Source organism: Mastigocoleus sp. MO_188.B34 (genome assembly GCF_030065675.1).
Classification (GTDB): domain Bacteria; phylum Cyanobacteriota; class Cyanobacteriia; order Cyanobacteriales; family Nostocaceae; genus Mastigocoleus.
Genome location: NZ_JASJDK010000138.1, coordinates 1 through 18547 on the forward strand (window position 1 = coordinate 1; position 18547 = coordinate 18547).

General features: G+C 37.5%; 18 protein-coding genes, 1 tRNA gene and 1 pseudogene. 11 read left to right on the forward strand and 9 right to left on the reverse strand.

From position 1 onward, the window contains the following. Window positions 1–83: 83 nt before the first annotated feature. The 5 genes from QNJ50_RS24135 to QNJ50_RS24155 form a co-directional block, all read right to left on the reverse strand. Complete coding sequence (locus QNJ50_RS24135) at window positions 84–1073, reverse strand: methyltransferase domain-containing protein (RefSeq protein WP_300640666.1); 990 nt, start codon at window positions 1071–1073, stop codon at window positions 84–86. A 356-nt stretch (window positions 1074–1429) separates the two neighbouring features. Then, the gene (locus QNJ50_RS24140; protein ID WP_300640668.1) at window positions 1430–1783 is read right to left on the reverse strand and encodes a PepSY domain-containing protein; all 354 of its coding nucleotides are present in this window, start codon (window positions 1781–1783) and stop codon (window positions 1430–1432) included. An 80-nt stretch (window positions 1784–1863) separates the two neighbouring features. Then, window positions 1864–3090, reverse strand: coding sequence for a threonine--tRNA ligase (thrS, locus tag QNJ50_RS24145; RefSeq protein WP_300640670.1), 1227 nt, complete (start codon window positions 3088–3090; stop codon window positions 1864–1866). 456 nt (window positions 3091–3546) lie between these two features. Beyond that, entirely contained in the window at window positions 3547–4380 is an 834-nt protein-coding gene (locus QNJ50_RS24150) for a sulfurtransferase (protein ID WP_300640672.1), read from the reverse strand. A gap of 18 nt (window positions 4381–4398) precedes the next feature. Continuing rightward, window positions 4399–4848: a DUF6220 domain-containing protein gene (locus QNJ50_RS24155; protein WP_300640674.1), complete on the reverse strand. Its 450-nt coding sequence runs from the start codon at window positions 4846–4848 to the stop codon at window positions 4399–4401. A gap of 175 nt (window positions 4849–5023) precedes the next feature. On the opposite strand from QNJ50_RS24155, the gene QNJ50_RS24160 reads away from it, so the two are divergent. The 3 genes and pseudogenes from QNJ50_RS24160 to QNJ50_RS24170 all read left to right on the forward strand — a co-directional run bounded on the left by QNJ50_RS24160 (window position 5024) and on the right by QNJ50_RS24170 (window position 7779). After that, complete coding sequence (locus tag QNJ50_RS24160; protein ID WP_366914325.1) at window positions 5024–5731, forward strand: LuxR C-terminal-related transcriptional regulator; 708 nt, start codon at window positions 5024–5026, stop codon at window positions 5729–5731. Between the two features lie 114 nt (window positions 5732–5845). Then, window positions 5846–6056: pseudogene (locus QNJ50_RS24165) on the forward strand (IS4 family transposase); the annotation flags it as partial. Window positions 6057–6165: 109 nt separating this feature from the next. Then, complete coding sequence (locus QNJ50_RS24170) at window positions 6166–7779, forward strand: hypothetical protein (RefSeq protein ID WP_300640676.1); 1614 nt, start codon at window positions 6166–6168, stop codon at window positions 7777–7779. A gap of 332 nt (window positions 7780–8111) precedes the next feature. On the opposite strand, the gene QNJ50_RS24175 is transcribed toward QNJ50_RS24170, so the two are convergent. Both QNJ50_RS24175 and QNJ50_RS24180 read right to left on the reverse strand, forming a co-directional pair. Next, window positions 8112–8264 (reverse strand): hypothetical protein, encoded by a 153-nt coding sequence (locus tag QNJ50_RS24175; protein WP_300640678.1) that lies wholly within the window; start codon window positions 8262–8264, stop codon window positions 8112–8114. 460 nt (window positions 8265–8724) lie between these two features. Then, complete coding sequence (locus tag QNJ50_RS24180; protein WP_300640680.1) at window positions 8725–9234, reverse strand: pentapeptide repeat-containing protein; 510 nt, start codon at window positions 9232–9234, stop codon at window positions 8725–8727. 15 nt (window positions 9235–9249) lie between these two features. Between QNJ50_RS24180 and QNJ50_RS24185 the strand changes: the two genes are divergently transcribed. Further along, the gene (locus tag QNJ50_RS24185) at window positions 9250–9855 is read left to right on the forward strand and encodes a YraN family protein (protein WP_300640682.1); all 606 of its coding nucleotides are present in this window, start codon (window positions 9250–9252) and stop codon (window positions 9853–9855) included. 89 nt (window positions 9856–9944) lie between these two features. Here the strand turns inward: QNJ50_RS24185 and QNJ50_RS24190 are convergent, their stop codons facing one another. After that, window positions 9945–10334 (reverse strand): hypothetical protein, encoded by a 390-nt coding sequence (locus QNJ50_RS24190; RefSeq protein ID WP_027844422.1) that lies wholly within the window; start codon window positions 10332–10334, stop codon window positions 9945–9947. Window positions 10335–10575: 241 nt separating this feature from the next. Here QNJ50_RS24190 and queA point away from each other — a divergent pair, with 241 nt between their 5' ends. Further along, on the forward strand, window positions 10576–11706 hold the full coding sequence (queA, locus tag QNJ50_RS24195) for a tRNA preQ1(34) S-adenosylmethionine ribosyltransferase-isomerase QueA (RefSeq protein ID WP_300640686.1): 1131 nt from the start codon (window positions 10576–10578) through the stop codon (window positions 11704–11706). 122 nt (window positions 11707–11828) lie between these two features. Here the strand turns inward: queA and QNJ50_RS24200 are convergent, their stop codons facing one another. Continuing rightward, entirely contained in the window at window positions 11829–12227 is a 399-nt protein-coding gene (locus QNJ50_RS24200; protein ID WP_300640688.1) for a hypothetical protein, read from the reverse strand. 68 nt (window positions 12228–12295) lie between these two features. Here QNJ50_RS24200 and QNJ50_RS24205 point away from each other — a divergent pair, with 68 nt between their 5' ends. The 6 genes from QNJ50_RS24205 to QNJ50_RS24230 all read left to right on the forward strand — a co-directional run bounded on the left by QNJ50_RS24205 (window position 12296) and on the right by QNJ50_RS24230 (window position 18415). Beyond that, entirely contained in the window at window positions 12296–13630 is a 1335-nt protein-coding gene (locus tag QNJ50_RS24205; protein ID WP_300640690.1) for a tetratricopeptide repeat protein, read from the forward strand. A gap of 337 nt (window positions 13631–13967) precedes the next feature. Beyond that, complete coding sequence (locus QNJ50_RS24210) at window positions 13968–14168, forward strand: hypothetical protein (protein ID WP_300640692.1); 201 nt, start codon at window positions 13968–13970, stop codon at window positions 14166–14168. 663 nt (window positions 14169–14831) lie between these two features. Beyond that, a tRNA-Gly gene (locus QNJ50_RS24215) sits at window positions 14832–14907 on the forward strand. A 460-nt stretch (window positions 14908–15367) separates the two neighbouring features. Further along, window positions 15368–16075, forward strand: coding sequence for a hypothetical protein (locus QNJ50_RS24220; RefSeq protein ID WP_300640693.1), 708 nt, complete (start codon window positions 15368–15370; stop codon window positions 16073–16075). A gap of 74 nt (window positions 16076–16149) precedes the next feature. After that, window positions 16150–16548 (forward strand): 50S ribosomal protein L7/L12, encoded by a 399-nt coding sequence (gene rplL, locus QNJ50_RS24225; RefSeq protein ID WP_300640694.1) that lies wholly within the window; start codon window positions 16150–16152, stop codon window positions 16546–16548. A gap of 433 nt (window positions 16549–16981) precedes the next feature. Further along, complete coding sequence (locus QNJ50_RS24230) at window positions 16982–18415, forward strand: hypothetical protein (RefSeq protein ID WP_300640696.1); 1434 nt, start codon at window positions 16982–16984, stop codon at window positions 18413–18415. Window positions 18416–18547 lie beyond the last annotated feature (132 nt).

The window sequence follows — 18547 nt, forward strand, 5'->3', positions numbered from 1 at the left end:
CTCATAATGTTGCAATAAAAGCAATCCATCTCACCGTAAAAACGGGAGACTTCTTGCCATTATTAATCTTAAATTTGGGCAACTTAAACTTGGGCAATTTCGGTTGCAACTGTCTCTTCCGATGGAGTAACTGAATTAGCCCTCACTGCACGAAACATCCCAAATCGACAAAGCCCCGCACCAAATGCTAACCGCATCAGAAGAATTGTAGGTACTTCCCGCAAAGATTTAATAAAACCAGATACACCAAAACGCACCAATCCCGCAGGTCGAGCAACTCCTTGCCATATAGAATCAAACCAGGAAGGAAGGGTTTCTTTTGTCCAGTCTGCTGTAATTACTTTTCCTTCAACAAATCCTGTCGTTTCCAAAAGTTCGGAAAAACCTTCAATACTAGCGAAAGCTGGATGAGACCATTGGTCCAATAGTTGGCGCATTACTGGCTTTTCCCAAAAATTTAGGGGTTTTTGACGATCATCCCTTTGGTTCCAGTCCGCAACAACTAACAATCCACCTGGCTTAACTACCCTCATTAACTCTCTAGCAAAAACCGCTTTATCTGGCATATGGGGTCCAGCTTCAACTGACCATACTACGTCAAAACTTGCATCGGGAAAAGAAAGTGACATCGCATCATCCACCATAAATTTGGCGTTTATTCCTTCAGGAGTTAACTCCCGAGCCCGTTCCACTTGTTGGGGACTGATGGTAACACCTGTAACTTCAAACCCGTAATCTTTAGCTAAGATACGACTGCTACCTCCGATCCCGCAGCCGACATCTAAAACAGTTGTTCCGGGGGGTAATTTATCTAGACCACCCCAACGCACCATTTCATGTACAAAGTCATATTTGGCAGCCAAAAAATCTTTCCGTCGTGGTGGCGAACCATAATGACCCAAGTGAATATGTTCGCCCCAGTAAAACTCCAAAATACCATCCTCAGTCCATTGGTCGTAGGAATTGGCGACGGAGTCAGATGACTGATAACGACGAGCGGTGATTAGATATAATGCAAGTGAGAGTATAAGTAGTGCAAGGATAATTACCAAGGTAGAAAGGAACCAACTCATTGAAATCAAGCCTTAATATTTCTTCATATTCATCATAATTTTATCCCATTATTAGAATGCATATTTTGTCCAATTAAGGAGAGATTCTTTATTTGCTTGGTCAATAGATAATTTTCCACCAATCGAAATAAAAAACATCCACTTTTAAAGGTGGATGTCAACTTTGATTCACAAAGCGTACTCAGAAATTATTACTACTCATTCAACAATAGTTACAAAAAGACAAGAACTAGAAAAGATGAATTATTCAGAAAGTAAAATATCCTAAACTATATATTTCTTTGGATTAGTGACGATCGCATCAACCACTAAAATAATAAAAACCCAAAACTTACCAAAAATTTGAGAAAGCTGGATCAATCAGAATGTGAATCGGAATCTGTTGAAGTTTGAGGTACCTGCTTACTTTGTACATAGTCTCTTGATCGCTTAAAAAATTTCTGCAAATTTTGAAACAACATTGCTCCACCAGTTGCTAACATCCATAGCAAACCCAAGCCATTGAGTAGGACATAAACTGACTCTAGCTTATGTCCAAAATATTCACCTTCATGCAAAACCATCAGAAAATGAACTTGGTCGCGAGACAGCCCGAACCAATCTTTGGAAATGCGGTAGGTAACCCCTGTAAACACTGTGATTAGCAATGGTAACAAAACAATTGGGGCAATAGTACGGTGCAGTTTTCTCAATGATTGGTTCAGTTTCATGATTCAATTAGACTGGAAATATCTCTGAAACCATTGTAAATAGCATCGTACATGGAAGCGATCGCCATTGATAAATACGCTTAAAAAGCTGGAAAGATATCTGCCAATTTCTCCTCAAATTGAACAAGACTCATTTCTTCCTGCTCCCTAGCCCCTAAACACCGAAGATTTAAGCTTTGATTGCTAGCTTCTTGCTCGCCCACAATGGCAATTAGTGGTACTTTGCGTTTAGAGATTTCGCGAATTTTTTTGCTGATTGTGCGATCTTGATTATGAAGTTCTACCCGAATCCCCATTCTCTTGAGCCGAGAAACAATTTTTTCCGCCCAAGGAGATGCTTTATCAGAAATGGAAGCAACAGCAACTTGCGTCGGAGCGACCCAAACAGGAAGAGCACCATTGTGGTGCTCCAACAAAATTCCAATCCAACGCTCTAAGGATCCCAAGATTGCTTGATGCAGCATTACAGGACGCTCCAATTCCCCTGATTCATTCACAAATCCCAGTTCAAATACTTGAGGAAGATTGAAGTCGACTTGAATTGTCCCACATTGCCACGATCGCCCCAATCTATCCTGCAAACTAATTTCCAGCTTGGGACCATAGAATGCTCCTTCATTTGCCGCTAAATTATAATTATGTCCCAAAGATTCAACTGCTTTAATTAATACAGATTCAGCCTTATCCCATAGTTCGTCAGAACCAAGTCTTTGCCCTGGTCTGAGGGAAATTTGCAGGGAAAATTCCTCATAACCAAAGGCAGAATAAACCAGTTTCACCATCTTGAGAAAATTGCTTACTCCACTCTGAACATCAGATTCTCGACAAAAAATATGAGCGTCATCCTGGACAAATTGTCGCAGTCGCATACATCCCGATAATGTTCCAGAAAGTTCGTTGCGATGACAGATTCCAAATTCCATTAATCGCATGGGATTTTCTCTATAACTACGTTTGCGGGATTGATAAATAGCGATATGGGCTGGACATGACATGGGTTTCAAAGCATAGTCTGAGCTAATTATAGATAAATCTGATTCATTATCTTGCTCAGCCTCCACACTACCAACAACAAACATTCCCTGACGAAACTTTTCCCAATGCTTTGACTTTTCCCATAGGGAACGGTTCAGGGCGATAGGCGATCGCACTTCTTCAAATCCACTATTTTGATAAACCTGTCGCATAAAATCTTCTATGCTGCGAAATAGTCTCAATCCTTGTGGATGCCAAAATACCATTCCTGGACTGTGTTCTTCAAAATGAAACAAGTCCATATTCTTTGCAAGTTCGCGATGATCTGCCATTTTAGTTTCTCCTGTAATGTAAATAGTAAAAAATAAATCTTCAAACAATAAAAAGCCCTCCAAGTCAAATTTGGAGGGACAAATGAATTGCACGTACAATCAGTTGTCACGTCCCTCCGGGCGCGATCGTAGTGCTGGTAGTAGTAGTTTTTAATACAAAATAAATAATCATAAACATGAATATTCCCTTTGATTTCTTGGACATGGAGCCTAAAAAAGCATAACCCCCCAGAATTAGTCTGGAGGGTAAGTAAGATAGTAAGACTTATTTGAAAGCAGCGCCTTACAACCCTCCGATGTGGGTAGTAGTGGTAGTGCTAGTAAGGACGAATGCTGTTTTCATTGTGGGAAAAAATTTATTCGATTCAACTTGATTCAATATATTCTCAATATAGCAATTTCCCAATTAGTGTCAAGTTTCTGAAGAAACTAACATTGAAAAAACTAATAGTGGGTTTATTTCTCGATCGCTACATTAGGTAAACAACTCCATTCATTCCACGAACCATCATAGTTCCTGACTTTGGGATAACCCAGTAAATACTTCAAGACAAACCAGGTGTAACCCGAACGTCCACCGATCGCACAGTAGGAAAACACTTCTTTGTCAGGGGTAATCCCATTACTGTGGTAAAGCGTCTTTAATTCATCAAATGACTTAAAAGTTCCATCTTCATTAAGGGTAAGTAAGTGTTCGACATGAATAGAGCCGGGAATATGTCCCGCACGTTCCTTACCTTCTGGTGGCTTCATTAAAAATTGTTCGCCTCGATACTCTTCAATAGTACGAACATCTAGAATTACTCGACCCGGATCATCAATCGATTCTTGAATCTCCTTATGGAGTACTCGCAAATGATCATCGAGTGGTTGTGCATGGTACTGGGTCGGGGGAAACTTTGATAGTTCTGCTGTAACTGGACGACCTTCAACTACCCATTTTTGATGTCCGCCATTCAAAACTTTGATATTTTGATGTCCAAATAGTTTTAATAGCCAGAAAATCCAGGCTCCAGTTCCGGGATAACTCCCATAAGCAACGATATTCATATCGTTTGTAATCCCAGAGCGTGATAGTAGTTTTTCCATGGCTGAAACATTTAGATTTATCCTCATATCAGGTAAAAGTAAGTCTGCAAAAATATTCCAAAAAACAGCACCCGGAATATGATTATTTTGATAGGGTTCTGGACTCATATCAACTTCGACTATACGGAGATTAGGGTCGTCGAGGTGTTCTGCAAGCCATTGCGTATCGACTAAGACTTCAGGATGAGCATAATTATTCATAGTTTTTTCTCAATAGAATTATATTTTTGTGTTCAGCGACAAGATCAGCCACACATGATGTACTAAGGTTGTAGATGCAAAAAATAGGGCAAATCCGATTAAAGGGTGAACAATAGCTAAGGGAAATGGAAATGGGGTTTGGATATGAATGGTCAAAAATTGTAGTGCCAAGAGGATTGGAAGACTTATTGTGAGGTTTCGTATTCGCTCAGAAAATGGAAACCAATAAGCCAGCAACATTAAAATAAGAGATAATCCACCATATCCTCGTACAAGCCAAACATGAATTCTCCAGTAATTGGGGTTATAGAAGTAGGCTAACCCAACGGTAAGCAACTGGATCATTAGGCAAATATTAAATAAGACTGCAATAATGCAAAAGCTGACTGCTGCTGACTTAGATAGAAACCGATTTTGTTCTGTTGTTTGATTTATAACTAAATCAGAACGACTTGAAGAAGTATCCATAATCTATCGAAAATTCTGCAAATGAAAATGAAGCAGTTCCAATTATTTTTCTTTGAAATTATTTCCCTCGCTTTTCAAGGTTACTAAAGCTTAGATTAAAGTTAAGCATTCTCCTTCGTATAGACCTCGATCAGGTACACTTTCCTCAAGTGGCGCAATCCATATAAGTCAACAAATGATGAAAACTCCACTACAGAATTCATTTCAGGCGATCGCCGAGGCGCAGAATGAATTAGAACTCAAAGAAACGATAGTAGCGGAAGTAGGCGATTATTTTGCAGCAAACCGTTGGGGAGTATTTTTTATGGATCGACTTCCTGCGATCGATAAAAATACCCCAGAGATAATTAAACGGGCTCTGTCAGTCGAATCCAACCCCGTTTTGAGGTATGTATTACAACGCCATGTTGCGGTTCACGATGAAATAATTTTACCCCCTGGAGTGTGGCAAACAATTTGTCCCCGCGCAGATCACGGACATGTAATGGCAGGTCCAATTATCAATAACGGTCAAATTGTTGGTGGTATTGGTTTCACCCGTCACCGTAAAGAACCGCCCTTCACTGCAGATAATTTAGCCGATTTAAGCGCCCTATGTTTGCATTTTTCGACAAAACTAGCCACACTACGCTCAAACTTAGGTATTGGAGAACTAAATTCCAGTCCTCTCACTCCACGCGAAAGACAAATTGCAGAATTAGTCGCTCAGGGAATGACTAATTTGGAAATAGGAAAAGCTTTATGGATTACAGAAAATACAGTAAAGCAAGCACTGAAGCGCATGTTTCGCAAACTTGAGGTTTCATCCCGTGCTGAAATGGTAATAAAACTTTTTGCAAGTACAGCAAGCTTACCTCACAAAAATACTACACCCTTACCTTGAAGCACAAATCTAGTAAAACATTAACCGAATAGTTTAGGTTGTCACCCCGTACAAATGAAAATCACAGGTGTAAGTCTTGAAATATACTTTGACACTGTTCAACTATAAGTAGTAATCCTAAAATCAACCATTACTGCGCAAGAAAATTATGATCATCAATTGGAATTAAGAGATAGGGTTTTCAATTTACTTTTAATGATCGCCACAGTATTAACCTTGTTCTAGGGAGATATAGCGGGAATCACAGAACTGACAAATATTAGCATGGGAGGGTTTTCTGTGGCGTACTCCAAAAGCTGTAAGTCAACAAGCAATATCCCAAAAAGTGTAGTCTATTAACTATTTTTGGAACTATAACTGATTAAAGATTATTTTTTTAAAAGATGTTTAATTGGTTTTCATCTCAAAACTTTAATACGCAGCTATCCAAAAAAATGACACTATGGATATTTTGTAGTCTGTTGATTATTGAGACTATTATCTTTATTCCCTCATACCTGAACCGCCAAAAATTAATACTGACCGATCTACAGCGAATTTCTCAAACCGCAGTTAAAGTAGCTTTTTCAGAAACAGCATCTATCAATTCAAATATTGCGAAGAAATTTTTAACAAATCTTCAGCAGGAATCTATTATCAGCGGTGGAAAAATTTATCGAGAAGATGGGAAAATTTTAGCCGTGACCGGGGATAAACCGGACATAAATTTCCAAATATTAAAGCAAGAAAAAACATCCCGACTGCCAAGTTTTTCCCAGGGAGGTTACAATACTACGATTTATTTTAATCAAAACGAGCAACCTTTATGGGTTGTACTGCGTTATGATGACATACCAATTCAAAATCAATTATCGGGTTACAGCATTAGAATTATTAGCTTAGTAATTTTAATTTCCATAGTTCTTACTGTGGCTAGCATGCTTGTAATTAACCGTATTTGTGTTCGACCCATCTTATATTTACGGGATGACTTGTTAAAAGCGGCAAAAGGTGTAGGTCAAAACAATCCTTACTTTAATTTTCATTCTTTGAAAATGCGACGAAAAGATGAATTAGGTGAGGTGATTACCGCTTTTGAATCAATGTATAAACAAATTTGGCAAGAAATTTATCAACGTAAACAAGCCCAGCAAGCAGAATTTGAAGAAAGACAACGTTTAGAGGAATTAAGTCAAAGTTTGGAAAAATCTCGACTCATCCAAGCATTATTAGTTCAAAAAGAAACAGTAACTTTTTTTGAGCAAATTTATGCAGGTGTAGTTCATGAAGTTAATAATCCAATTAATATTTTATATGCCAATATTAAGCACATAGAAGATTATTTTAAAAACTTATTGGAACTCGTACATTTGTATCAAAATGAATTTGCCGATTTACCCCCATATATAAAGGAATTTGAAAATGAAATCGATTTGTCTTTTTATACCAAAGATATTGAAAAAATAAATCTATCCTTCAAAAATTCGCTCCAGAGAATTATGAAGTTAATGTTAGCACTCAAAGTATTTTCTGGTTTTGAAGAATCTCAAACAAAAACTATAGATATTAACGAAAATATAGACAATATCTTAGTCTTACTCAGCTACCGTCTTGGCAAAAATTCCAAGCGTCCTAAAATTAAAGTAGTCAAAAATTATAAAGATATTCCCCATTTTGAATGTTATCCAGATTTATTGAATCAGGTATTTATGAATCTTCTCACTTATGGGATAGATATGCTAGATGATGTACCCAGTAAGGAAGACCTAGCAAAAGTGAATATGAATCCCGATAATTGGAATTGGTATCCCCAAATTTCAATCGAAACAAGTTTTAAATATTCTAAATATGTTCAAATAAATATTAAAAATAATGGTTCTTGTTTATCAAAAATTTCACAAATAAAACAATTTGAAGAATTTTGCCATAATCAGTCAATTACAGAAGAAATGGATATAGGGCTCTTAAGTAGTTATCAAATTATTTCCGAAAGACATGGTGGTTCTCTGAAAATTATCGCCAATCCTAATGAACCTTTTACTTTTGATATTGAGTTACCAATTAAATGATAAAAAATATCCCACCTTTGTCACTTCTAGTTGAAAGTTAATCGTCAACTATTAATAACTTTGTGTGGGATTATTTCTGAATAATATGTTTGTTTTGGTTCTAAAATATTTCTGAAGTTGAAAACTGTTTGATTTGAGAGTCTTATTTGAGAGTCTTATGAGTCTAAATAATTTAGACTGAGAAAAGTTTTGATTTTGGGAAATTATTAGCTTAGAATTATTCAGCCTGCAATTATTATCTTGCAAGCATGAGTCAGAAATTATGAACCAAAAAAAGGATGAACCAAAAATATTTTATCTGGCTTTTTGGTACAATTAATGTTAGCTGTGTTCTAAAAAATACCGAGCAATATTGCAGCAGTAAATAAACAAAACGCTACAATTGAAATTGCGACTATGTTTTGATAAGGAGCGTGATTAATCTTGTCTAGATATTGATTTACTTTTTTGTCTCGCTCTTCAGGTTGCCAAACCATCTGTTTCATAGTTTTTGCCTCACTTTTGGAGAGTATGCAAGAAGCAAATTAACTCCTTTTAAGGGTTACAACTAATCAAATAGCGTCGGTTTCTAATTTTTGACGCTTGCTCTGGCTGTAGAAATTTAGCTTTACAACTTTAACCTGCTAAAAAGAGTTTTATTAATGTTGCTTCTAATATTTATTCTAGCCAAATTAACCACATTATCAATTAAGAATTGTTCTTATTGTAATCAAGTTATATTTCTAGGATTTTACTTATGTAATCAAAAGTAAATATTTTTTCATGTACTCAATCATATCTTCTATTTCTTATTCCTAATTCTGAAATTTGGAATGGTGCGTTACGCGATGCTAACAGCACCCTACTTTTGTACTTTATTTAATCCACATTCCTAACCCAAGGGCTTATCCCCATCGTAAAAAAGAGGATAAGCCCTTTCATTGAAACATAATCCATCAAAGATGATTACGGGCACATTAAAGTATCCCGCGTATCGCGTCCTGTAATACTATTAGTACCTTTAGCTACCTTGCATAATTTTGCTTGAATGTCGTTACGTAAAAACACGTCAGTAAAATCAGCACCATCAATTGTGGCACCATCAAACATGGCGTTAGTCAAAAATGCTCCCTCTAGTAAAGCATCATTTAAATTTGTTTTCGTCAAACGAGTTGATTCTAAATCGGCAAATCTCAGATCAGCACCTGTTAAATCTACAGCAGCTAAATTTGCTGAAAAAAATCTAACCCCAGTTAACTTACAGTGACTGAAGTTGCTATTGCGCAAATTAGCATGATCGAAGCTCGAATCCGTTAAATCCTGATTGGAAAAATCTTCTCCAATCAAACTGCGATTATTATAGTTAATTGCTAAAGCATTGGGAGTAACACTGAAAATTAAAGTGATGCATAGTACTCCCCCAAGTAATATGCCGGTAATGCTTTGCCAAATTTGCTTACTTAACCAAGAATTCATCCTATTTTTTAGCCAATGAACCGTTTTTCATACAATAATTATCCCGATATTGGCGCTAAAGGAGAAGAGTTAGTTGCCAAATGGTTACAATCCACAGGTTGGATAGTTTTGCACCAGCGGTGGAGCTGTCGCTGGGGAGAAATTGATATCGTTGCTCTGCAGCAGAAAGATGACGAGGAAATAAAAATAAAATTAGAAGATTCAGAATTAGAATCAAAATTAGAACCGAATCAGAAAAATCGAGAATACCCCACCCATGGACTTGAAAATTCTAGAGCGAGCCCTGATGACTCCGTATTAGCATTTGTGGAAGTCAAAACTCGCAGTCGAGGAAGTTGGGATGCGGGGGGAAGAAATGCAATCAACCGAAAAAAACAGGGGAAAATTTGGCGCACAGCTCAAATCTATTTAGCCCAAAATTCAGATCTAGCGGATCTACCATGTCGATTTGATGTGGCTATTGTTCAATTTCAGCCAAAACCAAATCAGCATACAGTCAAAAAAATCATTGGGAAGGAAGTACTAGCCAGTTCGTTAACGCAAGAATATCAATTCAATTTAGAAGAATATATTCCAGGAGCATTTGATTTAAATATAGATGATATGAGTGGTAACAAGTAACCAAAAACAGAAAACTATTCTGCTACTACCAATTACCAATTACCAGTCATCAATAATTATCGTATTGCTACTTGTCAAAAGCGCTGGTATCATGCTAGGGTCTCTGGGCAATACCCCAATCCTCGTACAAATTGCTGCCGGAATGCTTCAATTTCTTCCTTTTCTGGACTGCCATGTGACACAACCGCCACTTGGTAACGACGCATTACATCAACAGGACATTGTCCTGTTTCTAAACTCCAAAGCGCCATTTGTACGCGCATTGGTGGCTCATAGGTAATTCCCAATTCATTTAAGAATGCCCTGAAATTGCGATCTTCATCAACCGAGATTTCACGTCTGAGCTTTATTCTAACCACCCAACCATCTATTTGATGAATAACGGTGATGAAAGCGACGGGTATCTCAGGTCTGGAATGCAAGAATTGAACTACCCTCAAAGAGAGACTGGCGTTAGCCAGGTAATACAAATATTCCATCTTGGTTCTAGGGATCAAAGCCAATCCTACATTTATATATTCCTCAATCAACCCCATGAACCGGTAGGGTAAATGTCCCCGTTTTTTGATGGGGAGTTTTACCCAATTTTTATAATTGTATTTACGTGATACCTAATGGTATGAATCCGAAAATCTATGGATGCAACTAAGGGATAACCCGAGATAATGCATTAATTAAGGAAAGCTGAAGTACCCATTATTCCATAAAATCTTCAAATAAATGCAGCAACACACTCCTGATTTACTACGGGAAAACCACGAATTAGATTTTAATTTGCAAGGATATGATTACGAATTGCCGTCCGAATTCATTGCTCAAAATCCCGTAGTTCCTAGAGATAGTTCAAAGTTATTACTAGTAAATACCCTGAGTACACAAGGAGAACAAGCTAACGGACATTATATTTTCCGGGAACTGCCAGAAATATTAAAACCTGGGGATCTATTAGTCATGAATAATACCCAAGTGATCCCAGCTAGATTATACGGTCGCAAGTCTACCGGTGCGGAGGTGGAAGTTTTACTTTTACAAGAGCAACAATCTAATTGTTGGTTAGCTTTGGTTAAACCAGGAAAACGCTTTAAGCTAGGAACAAAAATTATTTTTACTGCAGGTGGAAATCAACCAGAAAATGGAGAGGGAACTTTTCCTAATTGTTTAACAGCTACAGTCCTCGAAACAGATGAAGCTACCGGAGGACGCTTATTACAATTTGACTTACCTTCTGGTGTTTCATTACTGCAATGTTTGGATAAGTTTGGTGAAGTTCCATTTCCTCCTTATATTACCGATACAGAAGCTGCCAGCGAGCAATATCAAACCGTTTACGCAAAAAATCCAGGGGCTGTAGCTGCACCAACTGCTGGGTTACACTTTACACCCGAACTTTTAGAAAAGTTATCGCAAAAAGGGATAGGTCGGTCTTTTGTTACTCTTCATGTTGGTGTGGGTACCTTTCGCCCAGTAGAGGTAGAGAATGTTACCACCCATCAAATGCATGAAGAATGGATTGATGTCAAGAGTGAAACAGTAGAGAAAATTCGTCAAACAAAAGCTGCTGGAGGTCGAGTAATCGCCGTAGGGACGACCGTCGCGCGCTCTTTGGAAGGTGCTGCAATTAGTGGTGAAATTCAACCATTCACAGGAAAAACTGATATCTTTATTTATCCGGGTTATAAGTGGCGGGCGATCGACGGTTTAATTACTAACTTTCACTTACCGCGTTCAAGTTTAATGATGATGGTTAGTGCTTTAATTGGTAGACAGAGATTATTAGATGTTTATCAAGAAGCGATCGCATTAAAATATCGTTTTTATTCCTTTGGTGATGCGATGTTGATTCTACCATGAGTAGGAAAAAGGGAACCGGGAACAGGGGACAGTTAATATAACTGGATATAAATGTATCAATAATTTTGTTTTCCTACTTGTTTCTCAGTTTTATTGCTGGCAAAATTTGTATTTTGCTTGAATCAATTACCATAATAAAATCCAGCATTTGGAAGACTTCCACCAAGAAACTTAGGGTTTTGCTCCATCAAACGCTTAAACCAAAACTCCAAATCTTCTTTAGTGTCAGCAGCACTTACCATTTCTAAAGGTGTATGCTGCAAAGACTGTTGAATAATTGGCGCTTTCAAACCCAGATACTCAGAACCCAACTCAGCTGCAGCATCTGGATTCTGTTTCACCCAATTTATGGCTGTCCCTAATTCTGTTTGTACGGTTTTAATGATATCTGGGCGATTGTTAATTAAGGAATTCAGAGCCAAAGTTCCGGCTTGGGGAATACGGGGTTTTCTTCCCGTAACTCTTCCCCACTCTTCCTGCAGGTAATAAACACCAAAACACAAACTCCTCAACAAAAACATAATTTTTGCCTATCGTTGTGGGTACCCTGACTTTATAGCATCAAGCAATAATGGTAGGTCTGGCATTCATGTCTCACAAAGATGAAAAGAATCCGCATATTTACTTTTGTCGGAAAATAGCAATTTTGTGTGCTTCTGTGTTTTTGAGTTTGGGTTGGCAAATATTTGCTGAACTACCAGAAAGTAAATTATTCGCACAGACCATACCAGCAAATACGGATTTAGAAGCTGCTAGCTTTTACCAACAGGGAGTCATGCGTTACAATCGCAAAGATTTAGAAGGTGCTGAGTCTGCACTTCGCCAAGCTTTACGACGCGATCCAAATTTTGCTGCTGCTCGCAATTATCTCGGTAATATTCTTCTAGAAACCAATCGCTTGGAAAGTGCAGTACAAGAATACTCGGAAGCAATTCGCATAAATCCCAATCTTGCTGAAGCTTACTATAACTTGGGTTTGGCGTTACAAAAACAAGGACAAAACGAAGCTGCAATTACTGCTTACCGTCAGGCTTTGATAGTAGCACCGACCATGGCATCCTCCCACTATAATTTGGGATTAGTACTCTACGAACAAGGTAGATTGGATGAGGCGATCGCAGCTTATCAGCAAGCAGTTAACTTTGATAGTGAAAATTCTAATGCTTACTTTAATTTAGCAATTGCGCTCCAAAATACCGGTAATCTGGAAGATGCGATCGCAGCTTATAAACGAGTTTTAGAAATAGATCCAAATAACATCCAAGCATATAACAACATGGGTAGCCTTCAAGCAATTCAAGGTCGAACCCAGAATGCGGTTGCAATTTACAAACAAGCAATTAATAATGACCCCAATAACCCCCAGGCTTATTACAATTTGGGAGTAACTTGGTACAACCAAGGCGAAATAAAAAAAGCAAAGTCTGCTTTCAAACGTGCTGGCGATCGCTTCCGCAGTCAAGGTGATTTTCAACAAGTGGAAATCATTGAACAGTTAATGCAACAGATTGCTGCTGAGAAAGAAAAACCAGTAGCACCAGATACAGGTGAAAATCCTCCTGTTGACGAAACTTCAAATCCTGAAATCTTTCCAACCGAAGATGGTGTAATTGAAGGTGATACTAATTTATCCCAGCCAGAAGCAGAACCAGTCGCTTCTCCTCAAGAAGATAATTCAACTTCTGAAAGTAATGTAAACTTCTCTCAACCCGAACAGGTCGTTCCTGCTGAAGCCGATGAAAATATATCTTCAGTTGAAGAAGATAGCTTACTTCCTAAAGGAGATGCGGATTTAGGTGATGTAGATTTGGGTAATGTGAATTCATATGAACCAGTAATTCCCACCCAGAATGACGCAATAGTTCCTTCCTTTGAAGAGGGTTCAAGTCCTGAAGGTGATGTACCTGAAGATAATATGAATTGAGGATAAAAGAACAGGTAGATATCAGTTTTTCCCATAATTACTCCATGTATCAACACATCCGTTGCTAACTAACCATTCCACTCTAAAAGGACTGGAAAAGAATTAGTAACGGATGGGAGAAAAATACCCTTCCAGTAATACTCATTCACATGTAGTACGTGTCATAAATCCCATAAACCTATATTTAAACGTAATTACAGCAAAAATAGAAAAAATATTTTCTGGGGTATTGACAGCAATGTAGTATTTAAGTAGTATATTAGTAACGAGAGATAAAGCACTGAAGTTCTTCTTCAAATTTTCACCTCCCAATTCATAAGTATCAGGAGGTTTTAAAATGATTCATGTTAGATTTCAGGGTCGTTCTTATGATATTACTCAAAGTCAAATTAATTTAGACTCAAACATGAGTGATGTTGCAATTAAAGAAAGGCTAGCACAACATTTTGACGTGAATTTAACAAGTTTTGAATTTTACGTAATAGACCGCAGACCAAGTGGCGTTCTAATAGTAAGACCAGAAGCAGTTTATGGTTAGAAAGTTTTGAGTTTAAAGCTAAAAACTATAACTTGAAAATTGCAACTTTAAATTTAAAGCTTGTAGTTCTGCACCCTAACAAGTAAAGCTTACATGCATTTAGTTCATAAAAGAACTTGTAGGTATGCTTTCAGCACGCTTGCGCTAACAAATCCTACCACCGCCATTCAAGGCGGTGTGGTCAAATTGGTAAAGACAAAGTGTAAATCAAACGCTTTCCTAACTTGTGTGGAACTATTTAAAACAATAAAAATATAGATCTTAGATTTTATTGATTACCAACTAAAATTTAAAATCAACATAAATTATAAATCAGAACCTTAAAAATAAAATATATGAAGGTGAGCAATTGAATTTATTTATTGTTGATTCTGTAAATAAAGTAATATATTCTCAAATATTAAATATATTGCTTTTCTAATTTATATAGAGTTATAAAAAATCATTCTGCGCCCCTACTTAGAAAGCCTACATACTAGCTCATAGTAGAGCATTCGGCTATTCACCGACTTGTAACAGGTTTCTCTTAGCGGAGACGCTTCGCTAACGAATCCTGTGTATGAACTCACAGCTTTCTTAACTTGCGCGGAGTGCTTAATTAATTTTGATTTTTCAATTTTTCATACAGACATTTCATTTTGCGCCCTAACTTAAAAAGCTTACACACTTTGTAGAGCAACAGTAGCTCGCTTGACTTCCAATCAAGAGGTTGCAGGTGCGATTCCTGCCAAGGGTACCATAAAAAAGCTTTTTCGACTTGCGCAAAATGACAAAATTACACCTCGTATCCTAACCGATAAAGCTTACATACTTTTCGTAACTATAACGACCATAATGTAGCAAAATTCGGGCGACCGAAAGAGCGAAGCATTGCAAGTCTCACGTTAGATGCGTAATGCGTGCCCACTGCTCGGGTTATCCTGAGTAAGAGCGGTAGCTATATCATAGCTTTTTTAACTTATACGAGGTTTAAAAATGGGATTAGCTATTATTAATACCAAAACAAAATCTAAAAATTTTGCCTAGCTATCCTTACAAGGATTAATTATATATTCTTTACTATTTATATATTTTTTATTAATTAGAGGTGATATCAATGCTCTTCAATTATGTTGTCAAAAACAAATTAATAATTGTCAATTTTCAATTAATTAGCAAAAGTAAAAATTTAGTTAAAGACCCAAATAATAATCCAAGTTATGAGCGAACATCGTTTGGGAGAGATTGTTATTGAACGTCCCCGTAGTGGATTGAGAATAAGTTTAAGAAAGCACAGTGGTTATAGAAAATATTTGGACAAAATTACCGCTGATGCTACTGAAGATGGTTTATTAAATCAATACATCATCAAGCCTAGAAATAAGACTAAGTATTTCTCAGATCATCTTGGACCATTATATAGTTGGTTGCGTTCTAAAGTAGGAAAACCTTGGAATAAAGTTTACAGTGAGTTGTGTTACAAGCTCGATCCAAGAGGACTTTCTGGAAAGCATATTCTTTCTCATGTTTGGAGTTTTGTAGAACTTCATGTAGTCTTAATCGATGGAGTACCTTACGAGCGAACTAATGAACGTTCTTTGGCTAATTATTGGCGTGAAGCATTATACGTTCATCCAGAAACAGGTATTCTTTGTATAGCTCAGAAGCCTAAAAAAGAAGCTCCTAAAAAACGTGATGATTTGTTAGTTGTAGATAGTTATCATCAGTATCAAAAAATTAATGACATCTGGTATTTGATAACTTTTAAAGACTTGATTTTTGATGTTGCTAGAGATGTTTTATTGAAAATAGCAATCAATGAAAAATTAGCCCTTAAGAATTATCATCGCAAAATTTATGCTGTCAGTAAGCGACAGTGTAATAAAAAAGAGATTAAATTAATTAGGATGCAGCTTGCTCAAGCTTAATCAACATAATTGAGAATAATTAATTTGATTTTTGCAAGAAAGTTTTTTATATAGATGCACTACAGGTTTGGATCGTGTCTAGCAAAACTGTTGTAATTTTAGAGCAGTTGAAAGATTTAACCCTACTTGAAACTGCTGAACTAGTTAAGCAAATCGAAGATACTTTTAATGTTGATGCTTCTCCACGTCCTCTAATTCAAAAATCAGTAATAGATGACTCTGCTTATTTTCAAATAATTGAAGATGAGATAGAAACTGATACAGCATTTGATGTTGTTTTAGAAGAAGTACCTCTAGACAAAAAAATTGCAATTTTAAAAGAGGTACGAGCAATTACTGGTTTAGGATTGAGAGAGGCTAAAGATTTTGTCGAATCAGTTCCCAACACTGTAATGTTTGCGAACACTCATAATGAAGCTGTGAATCTCAAGCAAAAGCTAGAAGCTACGGGAGCAAAAGTATCTCTGAAATAATTAGTCTGAAGTAATCAATAATGAGTCATGAATATGGTGAATATCAAAACGGTAAATACTAAACAGAAAATGAGATAGAAGCTTTGGTAACTGCGTCCAATAATTGTACATATTAACAGTAGTTGTTGCCGCGCCCTCACAAAGAGAGCTTACATACGCAAAACTTCCACGTTTGCAATAAACACAAGGCTCCCTAAACTTGCGCGGTGATTATATATAACGGTTTTCGGTTGAGTGTGGTACACCTCGTAGAGACGTAAAATTTTACGTCTCTACATTTGGGAATTAGAAAATGTATTTGATTCAAATGAAAACCGCTATAAATGAATATAAGTCACTCGCTGCGTGCGACATCTACTTCCAAATAAGACGTAATAAGTACTTCACATAAATTACGTTTTTGAAAATCCGCTTCGCTTTAGGAGGTAGTGATATGAATACAGCAGAACGCGATTTACGTTTGGAACTTCTCAATAGCTTGCTGACTACTCCTCATCGTCAGTTAGAGAAAGTTACAGAATTCCACAAATTAATGGTGGAACTCGATCCACTCTTTTATGGACATTTGGCGGTATGGTATCAGCATAACGGTGACGTCCGCGACCATAAGGAAGTATTTTTGGGACATTTACTCACAAGTAACCTCACAGAACATCGGGATGCAGGTTTTGTGATGTTGCAAGAATTCCCACCTTACCAAGTAGCGCGCATTGTAGATTTTATGAAGCAGCATCGAGGTAAAGTTCCTCGTTCTGCACGTACTGCGGTAACTCGTTATTTGAAAGCGCGGGAAATCGATCGCAAGTTCTTTGATCGCGCAGCTTTACGGGGACGTAAAGCAATGAAGCATCTGTATGCAAGTTTGCATATTAAGCCCAGTCAGCGTGCAGACAAGGTTTTGTTTAAAGATGAACCTCCAGAGGATAGTCTTGCATATATCCTCAAGCAGTTGGCGAAAGCTGAAACTCCTGTAGAACAAGCAGCTTTAATTGTCGAACACAAAATTCCTTACACCATTGCAATTGGTGCAGTCAAGCAGTTAACACCTACTGTATTAGTAGCGTTAATTAACTCCATGTCTCCTCAAGAGGTTATTAATAACCTTAAATCCTTGCAAGCGCGGGGTGCAATGGAACATCCTCAGGTCAAAGCTTTGATTGATGGAAAGTTAGAGGAAGCAAGTAAGAGTAACCGGGTAAGTGCATTCAAAGCTCGTGTAGCTGCTGATGTTACCCAGGTAGATGCTGCGACTGCTCAAAAGTTAGAAGAAGTCGCTAACGAACAAGTGAAGAAGCGCGGTAGAATTCGCAAACCAACTGCTTTGTTTGTGGATAAATCCGGAAGTATGGATGTAGCTTTGGATGTTGGTAAGCAAATCGCAGCTTTGATTTCTGGAATTACAGAAGCTGACTTGTTTGTTTACGCATTTGATACCATTGCTTATCCTGTCAAAGCTCAAGGTAAAGAACTATCTGATTGGGAAAAAGCTTTTGAACATATCTTTCCTGGTGGAGGTACCAGTATTGGTGCAGCTTTGGAAGTTATGCGCTCGAGAAAGCAAATGGTGGAACAAATCATCATCGTCACTGACGAGGGTGAAAACACTCAGCCATATTTTACCCAAGCATACACAACTTATCAGCGAGACTTGGCTGCAATGCCAAATGTCATCATAGTTAAAGTGGGTGGTGCTTATGGCTATTTGGAAAACCAATTAAAGCAAAAACAAATTCCCGTAGACAGCTTTACTTTCAAAGGTGACTACTACTCTTTACCTAACTTGATTCCCTTACTATCTCGTCCATCACGCTTGGAGTTGTTGATGGAAGTGTTAGAAACACCGTTACCTGTAAGGGCTGATAAGTAACAGATTTCCTGTAGAGCGGGTGAGGAGGGGTTGGGTTTTCCCCTCCACAAAACATAAAAGAAACTGACGCTCACAAAATCAAAAAGTACGGTTTTATAAGCTTTCGAGCACAAGTTTCTTAGGAGACGTACC